This window comes from Solirubrobacter ginsenosidimutans (assembly GCF_027587205.1).
Map to the genome: position 1 here is coordinate 387,838 of NZ_JAPDOD010000002.1, position 12,371 is coordinate 400,208.

General features: G+C 70.2%; 14 protein-coding genes and 1 tRNA gene. 8 read left to right on the plus strand and 7 right to left on the minus strand.

What is annotated here, in order from left to right:
- Positions 1-66: 66 nt before the first annotated feature.
- On the plus strand, positions 67-504 hold the full coding sequence (locus OM076_RS04295; protein WP_270038201.1) for a hypothetical protein: 438 nt from the start codon (positions 67-69) through the stop codon (positions 502-504).
- Positions 505-641: 137 nt separating this feature from the next.
- Positions 642-1,085 carry a universal stress protein gene (locus tag OM076_RS04300; protein WP_270038203.1) on the plus strand — a complete coding sequence of 148 codons (444 nt, stop codon included), beginning with the start codon at positions 642-644 and terminating at the stop codon, positions 1,083-1,085.
- A gap of 1 nt (position 1,086) precedes the next feature.
- On the opposite strand, the gene OM076_RS04305 is transcribed toward OM076_RS04300, so the two are convergent.
- A complete protein-coding gene (locus OM076_RS04305; protein WP_270038204.1) occupies positions 1,087-2,592 on the minus strand; it encodes a S8 family serine peptidase in 1,506 nt (501 codons plus the stop codon).
- Between the two features lie 162 nt (positions 2,593-2,754).
- Here OM076_RS04305 and tadA point away from each other — a divergent pair, with 162 nt between their 5' ends.
- Positions 2,755-3,225: a tRNA adenosine(34) deaminase TadA gene (gene tadA, locus OM076_RS04310; protein WP_270038206.1), complete on the plus strand. Its 471-nt coding sequence runs from the start codon at positions 2,755-2,757 to the stop codon at positions 3,223-3,225.
- A 27-nt stretch (positions 3,226-3,252) separates the two neighbouring features.
- Positions 3,253-3,342, plus strand: a tRNA-Ser gene (locus OM076_RS04315).
- Between the two features lie 666 nt (positions 3,343-4,008).
- Here the strand turns inward: OM076_RS04315 and OM076_RS04320 are convergent.
- Positions 4,009-5,760: an SIR2 family protein gene (locus tag OM076_RS04320; RefSeq protein WP_270038207.1), complete on the minus strand. Its 1,752-nt coding sequence runs from the start codon at positions 5,758-5,760 to the stop codon at positions 4,009-4,011.
- Positions 5,761-5,910: 150 nt separating this feature from the next.
- On the opposite strand from OM076_RS04320, the gene OM076_RS04325 reads away from it, so the two are divergent.
- Positions 5,911-6,663 (plus strand): SDR family NAD(P)-dependent oxidoreductase, encoded by a 753-nt coding sequence (locus OM076_RS04325; RefSeq protein ID WP_270038209.1) that lies wholly within the window; start codon positions 5,911-5,913, stop codon positions 6,661-6,663.
- Here OM076_RS04325 and OM076_RS04330 read toward each other — a convergent pair.
- Together OM076_RS04330 and OM076_RS04335 are read right to left on the minus strand one after the other, a co-directional pair.
- Positions 6,627-7,412, minus strand: a complete 786-nt coding sequence (locus OM076_RS04330) for a nuclear transport factor 2-like protein (RefSeq protein WP_270038210.1) — start codon at positions 7,410-7,412, stop codon at positions 6,627-6,629. The genes OM076_RS04325 and OM076_RS04330 overlap by 37 nt on opposite strands.
- Positions 7,413-7,450: 38 nt before the next feature.
- Positions 7,451-7,729, minus strand: a complete 279-nt coding sequence (locus OM076_RS04335) for a hypothetical protein (RefSeq protein WP_270038212.1) — start codon at positions 7,727-7,729, stop codon at positions 7,451-7,453.
- A gap of 96 nt (positions 7,730-7,825) precedes the next feature.
- Here OM076_RS04335 and OM076_RS04340 point away from each other — a divergent pair, with 96 nt between their 5' ends.
- Complete coding sequence (locus tag OM076_RS04340) at positions 7,826-8,554, plus strand: DUF899 domain-containing protein (RefSeq protein WP_270038214.1); 729 nt, start codon at positions 7,826-7,828, stop codon at positions 8,552-8,554.
- Here OM076_RS04340 and OM076_RS04345 read toward each other — a convergent pair.
- On the minus strand, positions 8,551-8,703 hold the full coding sequence (locus tag OM076_RS04345; protein ID WP_270038216.1) for a hypothetical protein: 153 nt from the start codon (positions 8,701-8,703) through the stop codon (positions 8,551-8,553). The genes OM076_RS04340 and OM076_RS04345 overlap by 4 nt on opposite strands.
- Positions 8,700-10,298 (minus strand): AMP-binding protein, encoded by a 1,599-nt coding sequence (locus OM076_RS04350; RefSeq protein ID WP_270038218.1) that lies wholly within the window; start codon positions 10,296-10,298, stop codon positions 8,700-8,702. Before OM076_RS04350 ends, OM076_RS04345 begins: the two co-directional genes overlap by 4 nt.
- A gap of 146 nt (positions 10,299-10,444) precedes the next feature.
- Here OM076_RS04350 and OM076_RS04355 point away from each other — a divergent pair, with 146 nt between their 5' ends.
- Complete coding sequence (locus OM076_RS04355; RefSeq protein ID WP_270038220.1) at positions 10,445-11,044, plus strand: TetR/AcrR family transcriptional regulator C-terminal domain-containing protein; 600 nt, start codon at positions 10,445-10,447, stop codon at positions 11,042-11,044.
- On the plus strand, positions 11,041-11,649 hold the full coding sequence (locus tag OM076_RS04360; RefSeq protein ID WP_270038221.1) for a response regulator transcription factor: 609 nt from the start codon (positions 11,041-11,043) through the stop codon (positions 11,647-11,649). Before OM076_RS04355 ends, OM076_RS04360 begins: the two co-directional genes overlap by 4 nt.
- Here OM076_RS04360 and OM076_RS04365 read toward each other — a convergent pair.
- Positions 11,646-12,260 carry a transglycosylase SLT domain-containing protein gene (locus OM076_RS04365; RefSeq protein ID WP_270038222.1) on the minus strand — a complete coding sequence of 205 codons (615 nt, stop codon included), beginning with the start codon at positions 12,258-12,260 and terminating at the stop codon, positions 11,646-11,648. The two genes, OM076_RS04360 and OM076_RS04365, sit on opposite strands and share 4 nt — an antisense overlap.
- Positions 12,261-12,371: the final 111 nt, after the last annotated feature.

The following is a 12,371-nucleotide window of genomic DNA, read 5'->3' on the forward strand; positions in this document are numbered from 1 at the left end:
CGCGGGTTGACGTTCCCCGCTCGCTTGCAACAATTGTGGCAAGCAAGCCGAGGGAGCGTGTCCCGCATGTCAGAAGAGGCCAAGGTTCTCGTCGTCGCCAACAAGACCGCCGCCACCCCGGCGCTGATCGAGGCGGTCCGTTCGAGGGCGGCCCGCGGCCCGGCCAGCTTCACCCTGCTGGTGCCGAACAGCGCCCACGGCCTGCACGCCCTCGTCGACCCTGAGGATCAGGGCCAGACCGAGGCCGAGGCGACGCTCGAGCTCGCACTCCCGTTGCTGGAGCGCGCCGCCGGCGGGACGGTCGAGGGCATGATCGGCGTGCCGGAGCCGCTGGCCGCGATCCAGGACGCGATCAACATCCACGGCTTCGACGAGCTGATCATCTCGACGCTGCCGCAGCGGGTGTCGAAGTGGCTCAAGCTCGACCTGCCGTCGAAGTGCGCGGGGCTCGGGCTGCCGGTCACGACCGTGATCGCCTCCAGCCGCGAGGGCGCGGTGGCCTAATAGCCTGAGGGGCCTTGAACCGCCTCTGGATCTGGATGCAGGTGATCATCGTGATCTGCGTGATCGCCAGCCTCATCATCGCGATCATCAAGCTCTGAACCGGCACGCCGGCCGTGTGAGCGGCCTATGATCGCGCCATGTTCCGATCCATCGTCGTGGGTACTGACGGCTCGGACACGGCCGGCAAGGCCGTCGAAGAGGCGATCGATCTCGCCAAGGCCGTCGGCGCCGCGCTGTGCGTCGTCTCGGCGTACGAGCCCGTGCCCAAGGCCCGCCTGCGCGAGGAAGCGCGGCAGACGCCTTCGGACCTGCAGTGGATGGTCAACCCGCGCGAAGAGGTCGATCAGACCTTGAGCGACGCCGCCGACCGCGTGCGCGCGACGGGAGTGGAGGTCGAGACCTTCGCCCGCGAGGGCGACCCGGCCGACGCGATCCTCGACGTCGCCGAGGAACGCGACGCCGATCTGATCATCGTGGGCAACAAGGGGATGACCGGCGCCCGGCGCTTCCTGCTCGGCTCGGTGCCGAACAAGGTCTCCCACCACGCTCCGTGCTCGGTCCTGATCATCAGGACCACGTAGCCTATGTGACCGGGATAGCTGGATCCGTCGCTGCTGCGGCGTTCAGCAGGCCAGCGCCGTAGTGCGGGTCCTTGCCGGGCGGACCGAGGTCGCGCGCGGTCTGCTCGAGGCGGCGCTCGATCGCGTCCGGCGTGGGGTCCGGGCCGAGGATCCCGGAGGCGACGACGAGCGCGGCGGTCGCGGCCACGTGCGGCGCCGCCATCGAGGTGCCGATGAAGCCCGTCGGGAGGCCGAAGCGGCGGTACCCGTTGGTGTGGGTGAAGGTCATCTGGAAGATGTCCATGCCCGCGGGCTCGGAGGGGCGGCAGTTCGGATCGTCGTCGAGCGCGTTGTCGACGCCGCCGCCCGGGGCGACGATGTCGAGGTCCGTGCCCTCGTTGGAGTAGTCGGCCTGGCACCCGTGCTGCGTCGTGGCGCCGACCGAGAGCACGTCGCCGGAGCGCGCCGGGTAGGCGACCGCTGCCGCCGCCGCGTTGCCCGACGCTCCCACGACGAGCACGCCCTTCGCCTTGGCATGCCGGATCGCGTCGAGGATGTTCGGGATCTGCGAGCGCGTGATGTCCGTCGGGAACTCGAACGAGAGGTTGATGATCTTCGCGCCGTGGTCGGCCGCGTAGCGGATGCCCTGCGCGATCCGTGCGGAGTCTCCCTCGCCGTCGCGGTCGAGCACCTTGACCGGCATCAGCTTCGCGCCGAACGCCAGGCCGGTGAGCGCGATGTTGTTGCCGGTCCCCTCGGCGATCGTGCCCGCGACGTGGGTCCCGTGCCCGTTGTCGTCGTTGGGATACGGGTCGCCACCGACGAAGTCCCAGCCCCGCACGAACCGGTACTGCGAGAAGTCCGGCGAGCGCTTGAAGCGGCCGCGGTTCGCGTAGGCGATCCCGGTGTCGACCACCGCGACCGTGACGCCGGCGCCACCCGGGCGACCCACGTCGAGCAGGTGCTGCCAGGCGTCCGGCGCGTCGACGCCGGTCTCGGGCATGAAGTTCCACTGCAGCTGCGACCAGCCCGCGGGGATGCCCGCGGAGCCCGGATCGGGCGGCACCCACCCGGAGATGTGCGCGACGTAGTTCGCGGTCGCGCTCAGCACGCCGGGCCTCGTCCGCAGCTTTTGCGCGTACTGCGCGACGGTGAGACCGCGGGGGACTCTGAGGACACGCGTCTTTGGCACCGCGCCGGCGCTCGAGGCGTGCGCCCCGCCGTAGCGCACGACCACCTGGCGGGCGCGGTAGCGCTCTCGCGTGGCCTCGCTCGGCAGCACGACCCCGCCGCTGATGCCCGCGAGCGCCGCGGCCGTGCTGCTTGCGCCGGCACCGCCGCCGCTCGCCTCTGCCGCGCCGGTTCCGCCCGCTGCGGCGCCGGCTCCGCCCGCCACGCCGTTCGCTGCCGCGCCGGTTCCGCCCGCTGCCGCGCCGGTTCCGCCCGCTGCCGCGCCGGCGCTCGCCGCGCTCGCTCCGCCCGCGTTCACTCCGCGCGCGGTCTCTCCCGCCATCGCCACGGGGGCCATCGCGGCGGCTAGCGCGGTCGCGCACAGAAGGGTGGAGAGCAGGGGAGAGCGCGAGGGCATGGGCGGGCGCGGGGCGGTGGGTCGGACGTGTCGGGCCCGCTGGTTCCTACAACATGATCGACCGCAGGAAGTTTCTGAACAACCCCTGTTTGCCAATTCTTCGTGACAACTTCGCCACTACATGAGCACGAGCCGCGGATGCGGCTCGCGATCGAGGAGGCCCAGCGGGCGCTCCTGCATGATGACGTGCCCGTCGGGGCGGTCATCGTCGGGACCGGTGGCGAGGTCCTCGGCACCGGCCACAACGAGCGCGAGCTGCTCCAGGACCCCAGCGCGCACGCCGAGATGCTCGCGATCCGCGCCGCGGCGCAGCAGATCGGCTCATGGCGCCTGCTCGAGACGACGCTCTACGTGACGCTCGAGCCGTGCGCGATGTGCGCTGGGGCGATCGTCCTCGCCCGCATCCCGACGGTCGTCTACGGCACCGCCGATCCCAAGGCGGGCGCCGCCGGCAGCGTCCTCGACATCCTCGCCGAACCCCGCCTGAACCATCGCCCGGAGGTCCTCGGCGGGGTCCTGCAACCCGAGTGCGCGCGCCTGCTGCTGGACTTCTTCGCCGCACGACGCCGCTGACTCGCTACCCTCCCGGTCCTCACGCCCGGAGGGGTGCGAGAGTGGTTGAATCGGGCGGTCTCGAAAACCGTTGAGCGGGTAACCCCTGTTCCGAGGGTTCGAATCCCTCCCCCTCCGCTTCGAGCCGCAATTCCGCTCCAGCAGCGGGGTTGCGGCTTTCGTCGTCGTAGGCTCGGTCCGCCTGTCGGGGGTCAGCGGAAGTCGGTTGAATCAGGCCGTGGCGGGCGTCTCTTTCCCCCGGCTTTCCCCCGGCGGCGGTCAGACGCGGGCGGGAGAAGTGCGACGGCTGGCTGGCCGATCTCGCGGTAAGGGGCTAAAACCGGTCCTCGGAAGAGGAGAAGGCGAGGAAGTAGACCCGGTTGGCCCGCCAGCTTCGCGTCGTGTCTTGGCGGCCCTTCGGGCAGCAGGCCTGGCGCAGCCACCTTGACCGGCGCATCAGCGGAGGCGGCCGGCGGGGTCAAGTGGAGCCCGTCAGGGCCGAGCGTTAGCGAGCTGCGAAGCAGTCCTCTTGACGCCGACGGACGTCGGAGCTAGCCGTAAACGTTGCGGGGCTCGAGCTGTCGTCGGCGCACTCCTGGCGCTGTTGGTCCCCGGTGTTGGCCGGCGAGCACGGGCGAGCGAAGCGAGCCCGCGCGCAGGCGGCCGCGGCCGAAGGCCGCCTTGAGCATGTAAGGAAAGTTGGTCTAAGTTGCGCCGCCTGACGCGCTGGTCGAGTTGCGTGCTCGGTGGCCGTGTCTGGCTGCCGTCTACGGCGAGGTTCCTTCGGCCGTGGAGAAGCCTCGTTCAGCCGTCCGCAGAGCTGCCAGTCAGCAGAATGGCCACCGCCCCACGCCATTCGGGGAACTGACCGAGGAAGTGCGTGTGGGCGGGCATTCTCTCGCCGAGCAATACGCCGAGCCGAGCCGCATCGACATTGGGTTCGTCGACGAACTCGAAAAGTGAGCCGATCGCGTCGGGCTCGGAGTTCATTCGTCGGGCAGTGTCACGCGCGGCATTACCTGCGGTCGTCCAATAGGCCAGATGCGCCTCCTGGCGGAGCGCTGCCGCGATGTTGACAAGAAAGTCGAAAGAACTGAGGTGGCCGCGCGGTTGTCCGTCGCCGTCGAAGAGCTCTGGGTACCGGTCGGACAGCCAGCCGAACCCGGCGACGGTCTCGTGGAGGTGCTCCCAGTCGCCAGCATGGAACTTCTTCCCGCGATTCGTCGAGTGGATCTGAGCGATTGCTTGGCCGAGGCTGCCACCGTGTCGAAGTAGAAACTCAGTGCGGTGACCGTCGCTCACGGTCACCGTGGCGATGGTCAGCGCGTCGTCCCACCGCTCGAGGCGAGCCAGAATTGCGCCGACGGTGTAGCCGATCGCCCAACCAGTCCACCTTGCCTGGCCGTGCCAGTGGCCGTGTAGCTGACGCGATTCGATGCTGCGCGTCAGAGCTCTCAGGGTTGCTGTGAGCTGGCGTGAGTCGTGAAATGCGACGGGCAGAATCGAAGCCAACCGGCGTTCGAGGATCGCGACGATGTCGGGAAGCGCTGCTTCGATGGCAGCAAAGCTGTTGCCACTGTTGGCGTGAGTGGCGGTCCACGCGGTCATCCCCGCGTCATATGCGTGGTGCTCACGTCGGAGCGATTCGGTAAGCCCGACCTGGTCTCCGCTCTGGAGCAACGCAAGGATCTCGTCGTGAACCGTGGCGGGTGTGTGGCCCGACGGGTGCTGCTTGTACACAGCGAGTCGGCCTCGGAGGTCGGCGAAGAACTCGCTAGCCGACTCTCGAACGATGGCACGCCCGGCAGTCCGTTCGAGAAGTTCGGGAATCGGCGCGCGCGGCGGATCGCTGCGACTCAGCCACCAGAGTCCGTACCGGCTCCGTCGGGCGCACAGCGCTCGGCGGATCGCTTCGTCATTTCCGGAGTAGCCGACCAGGAGGACGCCGTAGCGATCGAGGATCGCCTGCAGTTCCGCCGCAACTCCGGGCTCAAGTTCGGCGAGCTCGCCGGGAGTGTTGCGGATCGTCTCCTGTTGGTAGTCACCGTGTGCCTTGAGTAGGAAGCATGTCGCATGCTCGCGACGGGGCATCGCTGCAAGGCTGGAGTCGTCGGAAACGACGATTGGCTCAATCCCACGCGCTGCCAATGCCTGCTCCAGAAGCCGATCGAAATTGGTCGTAACGACGACGCGCACGAGGCCGTCAGCGATGAGGTCCGCTACGTGTTGATGCGTTGCTCCAGGGCTGGCATCGGCAAAGTAGCCGGCGATGTAGGTCCTCCGCGTCGCCGCGTCCGGAACTATGTCTTCCAAGAGTCGGGAGTAGTTGAAGTCCGCTCGGCCCGTCTCCGTCAACCACCTCTCCACGTCATCAGCGGAGAGCGGTTCGACGTCGCCTTCTTCAAGCCGTCGCAATCGCTGGACTCCATCGACGTAGATATCCCAGCCTGTCGGAATGCCAGCGTCGACAGAGACTCCAGAGCCAAGGAAGAGTGCGACGCTGCCGGGCGCCTCGGCAAGCGAAACTGACAGCGACACGATCGGGTCTAACGTCACGACTGCGAACGTACATTCCGGCGCGGCGGAAGGGCTGAGTGCTGAGAGCGCGTCGCGATGTGCGAAGCCGGTAGGCGAGAGGGGTCGCGGCTTTGTGTCATCCGGGCCGGGTGATCCAGCCGTCACCCATGCACGCTCTATGTTCGGGCCATGCCCGAGCCCGGAACCGCGTCCGAGGACGGCGCGTTAAAGGTCGCGATCATCACGGGCGCCTCGCGGGGGATCGGCGCCGGGCTCGTCGCCGGGTTCCGCGGCGCGGGGTACGCCGTCGTCGGCAGCTCGCGCTACATCCTCCCCTCCGACGCGGCCGACTACCTCACCGTGCCCGGGGACGCCGCCGATCCCGACACCGCCGAGCGGGTGATCGAGGCCACGCTCGAGCGGTTCGGGCGGATCGACAGCCTGATCAACAACGCCGGGATCTTCATCGGCAAGCCGTTCACCGACTACACGCCGGAGGACTTCGAGGCCCTCACCAGCGTCAACCTCGCCGGGTTCTTCCACATCACCCAGCGCGCCATCGGGCACATGGTCGATCAGGGCGGCGGGCATGTCATCAACGTCAGCACGAGCCTCGTCGACCACCCGAGCAGCGCCCGGCCGGCCGCGCTGTCGGTGCTCACCAAGGGCGGGCTGGCCGTGGTGGCGCGGTCGCTCGCCGTCGAGTACGCGTCACGCGGCGTGCGCGTCAACGCGGTCTCGCTGGGCGTCATCCAGACGCCGGCGCACGACCCGGACACCTACGCGGGCATGGCCGCCCTGCATCCCGTCGGCCGGCTGGGCCAGATCAGCGATGTCGTCGACGCGATCCTCTACCTCGAGCGGGCGACGTTCGTCACCGGCGAGGTCCTGCACGTCGACGGCGGTCAGGCCGCCGGCAGCCGCGGGTCCGCGTCGTCGTAGAGGCGGGCCGCGGCGAGCTTGCCGCTCTCCCCGCGGACGTGCACGGCCACGCCGGCCTGCGGGGGCAGGTGCGTCGCGCCCCAGCGCACGACGTTGTACTCCAGCGCGCACACCCGCCCGTCGTCGATGAGCCTGCAACGTTCGAGCGGGATGCCGCCACCGTTGGAGAACCATCGCTCGTATTGCGCCCGCGGACCGTCCGGTTCGAACGCCGCGAGGATCGCGTCGACGTCGCCGCTCGCGAGCGCTCCCAGGTACTCGCCCACCACGTCTGACCCGTGCAGCTCGGGGTCCGGCTGCAACACGGGTGGGCGGTTCACGTGGCGGCCGGTCAGCGGCACGCTGCTGTAGTAGATCCGCAGCTCGTCGATGCGTCCGTCCGCTTCGCGGTCGGCGACGATCACGAACGGAAGCGCGACGCGGCCGTGCTCACCGTCGAGGTGCACGATCACCTCTTCGAAGCCGTGTCCCCCGAGGACGACGTGCTCCAGGTCCTCGATTGAGGCGTTGCGCTCCTGTAGCCACGCCCTCGTATGGGCAGCGAACGCGTTGAACGCCTGCGCGCCCTTGACGCGTCCTCGAATCGGGTCGTGGATCTCGGGCTCGCCCGCGAAGGACTCGAGCAACGCGCCCGGCTCGCCCGAGAGCAGGCCGTCGAAGTAGGGCACCGCGACGAGCCGCTCACGCCGGCGCTTGTCGAGCAGCTCCTGCAGCACCGGCGCACTGAACGTCTCGGGGACCCAAGGCATGCGCACAAGCGTCCCATATCGCGGCCCCGCGACCGCGCTCAGGCGTTGAAGTGCGTCTGATAGACGCGCACCGGATCCTCCCAGGTGGCTTCGAGGTACTCCTCGCCGGGCAGGACGTCGTCGCGGTTCTCGGAGTGGTGGCGTTCGAGCGCGGTGGGGAGGAAGTCGTGCACGTCCTCGTCGCTCATCGCCAGACCCCTGCGCTCGTCTTCGGGGAACTCGACCGGGATCGGGTCCGGGCGCCCGTGCAGATAGACGTGCCAGCGGTGCGGATGCCCCTCGACGCGCTCGTGATGGGAGATGTTCAGGTGCGGCATGGCCAGCTCATCGTCATCCGAGCGCGGGTGACGCCGCCTCGCCCGGCGCGGATGAACGACTTGCGTAACCCGAGAGTTACGCGTAAGGTGTAACCCATGAGTAACGCCTCGATTGTCACACCACAGGAATGGGAAACCGCGCGCCAGGAGCTTCTCGTCAAGGAGAAGGCCCACACCCGGGCGGGCGACGCGCTGGCCGCCGAGCGGCGGCGGATGCCGCGGATGCCCGTCGACACCAGCTACGCGTTCGAGGGACCGAACGGGCCCGCGAGCCTGCTCGACCTGTTCGAGGGGCGCAGCCAGCTGATCGTCTACCGGTTCTTCTTCGAGCCCGGCGTGGGCACGTGGCCTGAGGGCGGGTGCGTCGGCTGCTCGCTGATGGCCGACCAGGACGCCCACCCGGCGCATCTCAACGCCCGCGGCATCACGTTCGCGTACGTGTCGCGCGCGCCGCAGGCCGAGATCGCCCGGCTCAAGGAGCGGATGGGCTGGGACGTCCCGTGGTACACGCTGACCGACAGCTTCGACGCCGACTTCGGCGTGGACGAGTGGCACGGCACGAACGTCTTCCTCCGCGAGGGCGAGCAGGTCTTCCGGACCTACTTCGTCAACGGCCGCGGCGACGAGGCGCTCGGGAGCACCTTCAGCTACCTCGACGTGGCGCCGTTCGGGCGTCAGGAGGAGTGGGAGGAGTCACCCGCCGGCACCCCGCAATCGCCGACCTACCGGTGGTGGCGGCGCCACGACGAGTACGGCACCGAGGCGGGGAAGTGGGACGACACGCTGGACCGCGTGCTGGGCGCCGGCGAGCAGAAGCGGGCCTAACCCGCCCACACGATCACGACCGGCGTCGTGACCACCGCGAGCAGCTCCGCGACGGCCAGCACAGCCTCGCGGAGCAGCCCCGGCCCGACGCACTCGGGGTGCACCGGCGCGCCGCCGTCGGTCGCCAGCGAGCAGACGACGCAGCTCATCCCGCCGCCAGTTCGCGCAGCCGGAATTTCTGGATCTTGCCCGTGACGGTCATCGGGAAGCTCTCAACGATCCGCCAGTGGGCGGGGATCTTGAACGAGGCGATCCGCCCGCGGCAGGCGGCGACCAGGTCAGCCGCTGAGACCGAAGCGCCCGCCGCCGGCTTCACCCACGCCATGACCTCCTCGCCGTAGCGCTCGCTGGGCACGCCGATGACGTGGGCGTCGGCGACGGCCGGCAGCGCGTGCAGGAACTCCTCGATCTCGCGCGGGTAGATGTTCTCGCCGCCGCGGATGATCATGTCCTTGATGCGCCCGACGATGCTCAGGTAGCCGTCGTCGTCCATCACCGCGAGGTCGCCGGTGTGCATCCAACCGTCCTCGTCGATCGCCCGGCGCGTGGCCTCCGGATCGTCCCAGTAGCCGAGCATCACGCTGTAGCCGCGCGTGCACTGCTCGCCCGCGACGCCGCGCGGGACGGTCTCGCCCGTCTCGGGGTCGACGACCTTCAGCTCGACGTGCGGGTGCACGCGGCCGACGGTCGACACGCGCTTGTCGACCGGGTCGTCCGGCGTCGTCTGCGTCGACAGCGGCGCGGTCTCGGTCATCCCGCACACGATCGCGACCTCGCCCATGTGCATGCGCGAGCGGACCGCCTTCATGACCTCCACCGGGCACGGCGCGCCGCCCATCATCCCCGTCCGCAGGCTGGAGAGGTCATACAGGTCGAACCCCGGCTCGTCGAGCTCGGCGATGAACATGGTCGGCACGCCGTAGAGCGCCGTGCACCGCTCCGCCTCCACCGTCGCGAGCACGGTCGCGGGCTCGAATGACTCGCCCGGCACGACGATGCAGGCCCCGTGGGCGATGCACGCGAGGCTCCCGAGCACCATGCCGAAGCAGTGGTAGAAGGGCACCGGCACGCACACCCGCTCGTGCTGGCTGTAGCCCGCCCGGAGCCCGCTGAAGTACGCGTTGTTGAGGATGTTGCGGTGCGAGAGCGTCGCGCCCTTCGGGGCGCCGGTCGTGCCCGACGTGTACTGGATGTTGATCGCGTCGCCGGGGCGCAGGGCGAACTCCCGGGCGACCAATTCGTGCTCCGACACCATGTCGCCGTCGTCCAGGAAGCGCGACCAGTCGTCCTCGAGCACGATCGTCTCGCGCAGCGCCGGACACGCGCCGCGCACCTCGTCGAGCAGCGGCAGGTAGGCGGTGCCCCGGAACCCGCGGGCGAGCACCAGCAGGCTTACCCCGGCGGCGTTGAGCGCGTGCCGCAGCTCACCCGCCTTGTAGGCGGGGTTGATCGTGACGAGGATCGCGCCGACGCGTGCGGTCGCGTACTGGACGACGACCCACTCGAACCGGTTCGGCGCCCAGATGCCGACGCGGTCGCCTGCCCGTACGCCGTGGGCGATCAGCGCGCGCGCCGCCTGGTCGACCTCGCGCCAGAGCTCGGCGTACGTCGCGCGATAGCCCTGGTGCGGCACCACCAGCGCCTCGCGGTCGGGGAAGCGGGCGACGGTCCGGCGCAGCGCCGTGCCGATCGTCTCGTCGAGGAGGGGGATGTCGGAGTGGCCGCGAGCGTAGGACAGATGCATTGCTCAACGATCCCGTCGCAGCGCCGCCATCGCCATTGAGCACGCCGACCGTCGGTGGCGGACAACCGCCATCCGTGGTCGAGCCACCCGGTGGAATAGCCGGATCCGCTTGACGGACCTTGTTTGTCCAACAGACAATGTTCGTCGTGACACCCTTTTCTCACCCCCGGGCGACCCGCGCCGCGGGGCAGCAGACCCGCCGCGCACTGCTCGACGCCGCCGGCCCGCTCTTCGCCGCGCGCGGCCTGGCGGGCGTCTCGCAGGCCGACATCGCGGCCGCCGCGGGCACGTTCCCGAGCCAGGTCACCTACTACTTCGGCAGCAAGGAGGCGCTGTTCGTCGAGGCCGCGTGCCGCGGCGTCCTGCGCGCGGCGACCGAGGTCGAGCGGGCGGGAGACCGGACGCGCACGCCGCGCACCTACGTCCGCGCGCTGGTCGACACCGCGCTCGCCTCACCCGCCCTGCTGACCTTCGTGGAGGCATCGCTGCTGGTGCGCCGCCGGCAGGAGCTGGCGCCGCGGGTGCGGGAGACGTTCGCGCGGTTGCACGCCGAGGGCGAGCGGGCGGTGGTGGAGAACCTCGCCAAACGCGGGTGGCAGATCCGCACCCACCCGGGCGAGGAGGCGCGCGGGTTCTGGGCCGCGATCCTCGGCGTCGCGCTCGAGAGCGCGGCGTCGGGCGAGGCCTTCAGCGCCGCCAGCGCCGACGCGACCGTCCAGCTCGTCCTGAGCCTCTACGCGCCATGAGGATCGTGATCGCCGAACACTCGTTGCTCGCGCGCGCCGGGCTCGTCCGCTTGGCCGAGGAGGCGGGGTTCGAGGTCGTCGCGGAGGCGGGCGACGGGGTCGAGCTGCTGCGCAAGGTCCGCGGCCACCGGCCGGACGTGGCGGTGCTCGGCGACGAGGCGCTGGCGGCGGCGCGCACGGTCCGCGCGGAGATGCCGTCGGTCGGCCTGCTGGTACTCGCCCACCAGGCCGATCCAGCGCAGCTCACCGGGCTCGGGAACACCGGCATCGGCTACCTGCTCCGTGACCGGATCTGCGAGCCCGGCCGCCTCACCGACGCGATCCGCGAGGTGGGGCGAGGCGGGTCGGTGCTCGATCCCCAGCTCGTCGGCCGGATGGTCGACCGGCGGCGCCGGGCCGACCCGTTCAGCGGCCTGACCCGGCGCGAGCGCGAGGTCCTCGCCGGCATGGCCGACGGTGAGAGCAACCGCGGCATCGCCTGCCGCCTCTTCCTGTCTGAACGGGCCGTGGAGCGCCACATCACGGCGATCTTCGCCAAGCTCGCGGTGCCCGAAGACGGCCACCGCCGGGTGCTCGCCGTGCTCGCCTACCTACAAGCTGCCTAACAGCCGGCGCCGCTCCACTCGCCGAAGCCGTCGTGGCTGAACTTCCACGCCGCGGCGCGGGCCTGCCACTTCGCGGAGTAGATCGACTTCGCGCCGACGCCCATGCGCGCCAGCGTGCTCGACCACGTCGACGGCAGGAACTGGTAGAGCCCGGTCGCTCCCGAGCCGCCGCCGTTGCGGGCGTACGGGCTCAGGCCGGATTCAGAGCGCGCGCAGGCGACGTTGTGGGCGAAGCTGCCGCCGTACGTACGGGTCGCGGAGCGGATGCAGTTGACGACCTTGCCCTGCGTGCAGTGATACAGCGTGCGCCAGCGCATGAGCCGGCGCTCGGTGTGCCGCGCCGCGACGGTGCCCCTGTGGCCCTGCTTCTGGCAGTGCCGCATCTTGGCGAGCCGGTGCTTCGCGCTGCGCGAGACGCTCGCGCGGTGGAACACGCGGATGGCGTAGCGGTGGTGAGCGGAGACCGTGAAACCGTGGGTGCATCCGGCGGGCAGCGCCCGGGCCGGTGCGGCGGTGGTCGCCGGCGTATCGGCGGCGAGCGCGCTCGCCGTGCAGGCGAGCGTGATGGTGCAGCAGGCAGCCGCAAGGCTGCCGAGACGGCGGAACTGCATATATCCGGACCGCACGAAGTGCTGTCTTTGCCGCGGGGGCGTGTTTCAGCTGGCCCGGGCAGGAGCCTGCCGCTTATTCCCGTCCGTGACGGTCGCGCGTTCGCGCTGACC

Bases quoted from the DNA above. Each gene is read 5' to 3' on its own strand.
- OM076_RS04295 (WP_270038201.1), top strand. From the start codon at position 67: ATGTCAGAAGAGGCCAAGGTTCTCGTCGTCGCCAACAAGACCGCCGCC.
- OM076_RS04300 (WP_270038203.1), top strand. From the start codon at position 642: ATGTTCCGATCCATCGTCGTGGGTACTGACGGCTCGGACACGGCCGGC.
- OM076_RS04305 (WP_270038204.1), bottom strand. From the start codon at position 2,592: ATGGCCCCCGTGGCGATGGCGGGAGAGACCGCGCGCGGAGTGAACGCG.
- OM076_RS04325 (WP_270038209.1), top strand. From the start codon at position 5,911: ATGCCCGAGCCCGGAACCGCGTCCGAGGACGGCGCGTTAAAGGTCGCG.
- OM076_RS04330 (WP_270038210.1), bottom strand. From the start codon at position 7,412: ATGCCTTGGGTCCCCGAGACGTTCAGTGCGCCGGTGCTGCAGGAGCTG.
- OM076_RS04335 (WP_270038212.1), bottom strand. From the start codon at position 7,729: ATGCCGCACCTGAACATCTCCCATCACGAGCGCGTCGAGGGGCATCCG.
- OM076_RS04340 (WP_270038214.1), top strand. From the start codon at position 7,826: ATGAGTAACGCCTCGATTGTCACACCACAGGAATGGGAAACCGCGCGC.
- OM076_RS04345 (WP_270038216.1), bottom strand. From the start codon at position 8,703: ATGAGCTGCGTCGTCTGCTCGCTGGCGACCGACGGCGGCGCGCCGGTG.
- OM076_RS04350 (WP_270038218.1), bottom strand. From the start codon at position 10,298: ATGCATCTGTCCTACGCTCGCGGCCACTCCGACATCCCCCTCCTCGAC.
- OM076_RS04360 (WP_270038221.1), top strand. From the start codon at position 11,041: ATGAGGATCGTGATCGCCGAACACTCGTTGCTCGCGCGCGCCGGGCTC.
- OM076_RS04365 (WP_270038222.1), bottom strand. From the start codon at position 12,260: ATGCAGTTCCGCCGTCTCGGCAGCCTTGCGGCTGCCTGCTGCACCATC.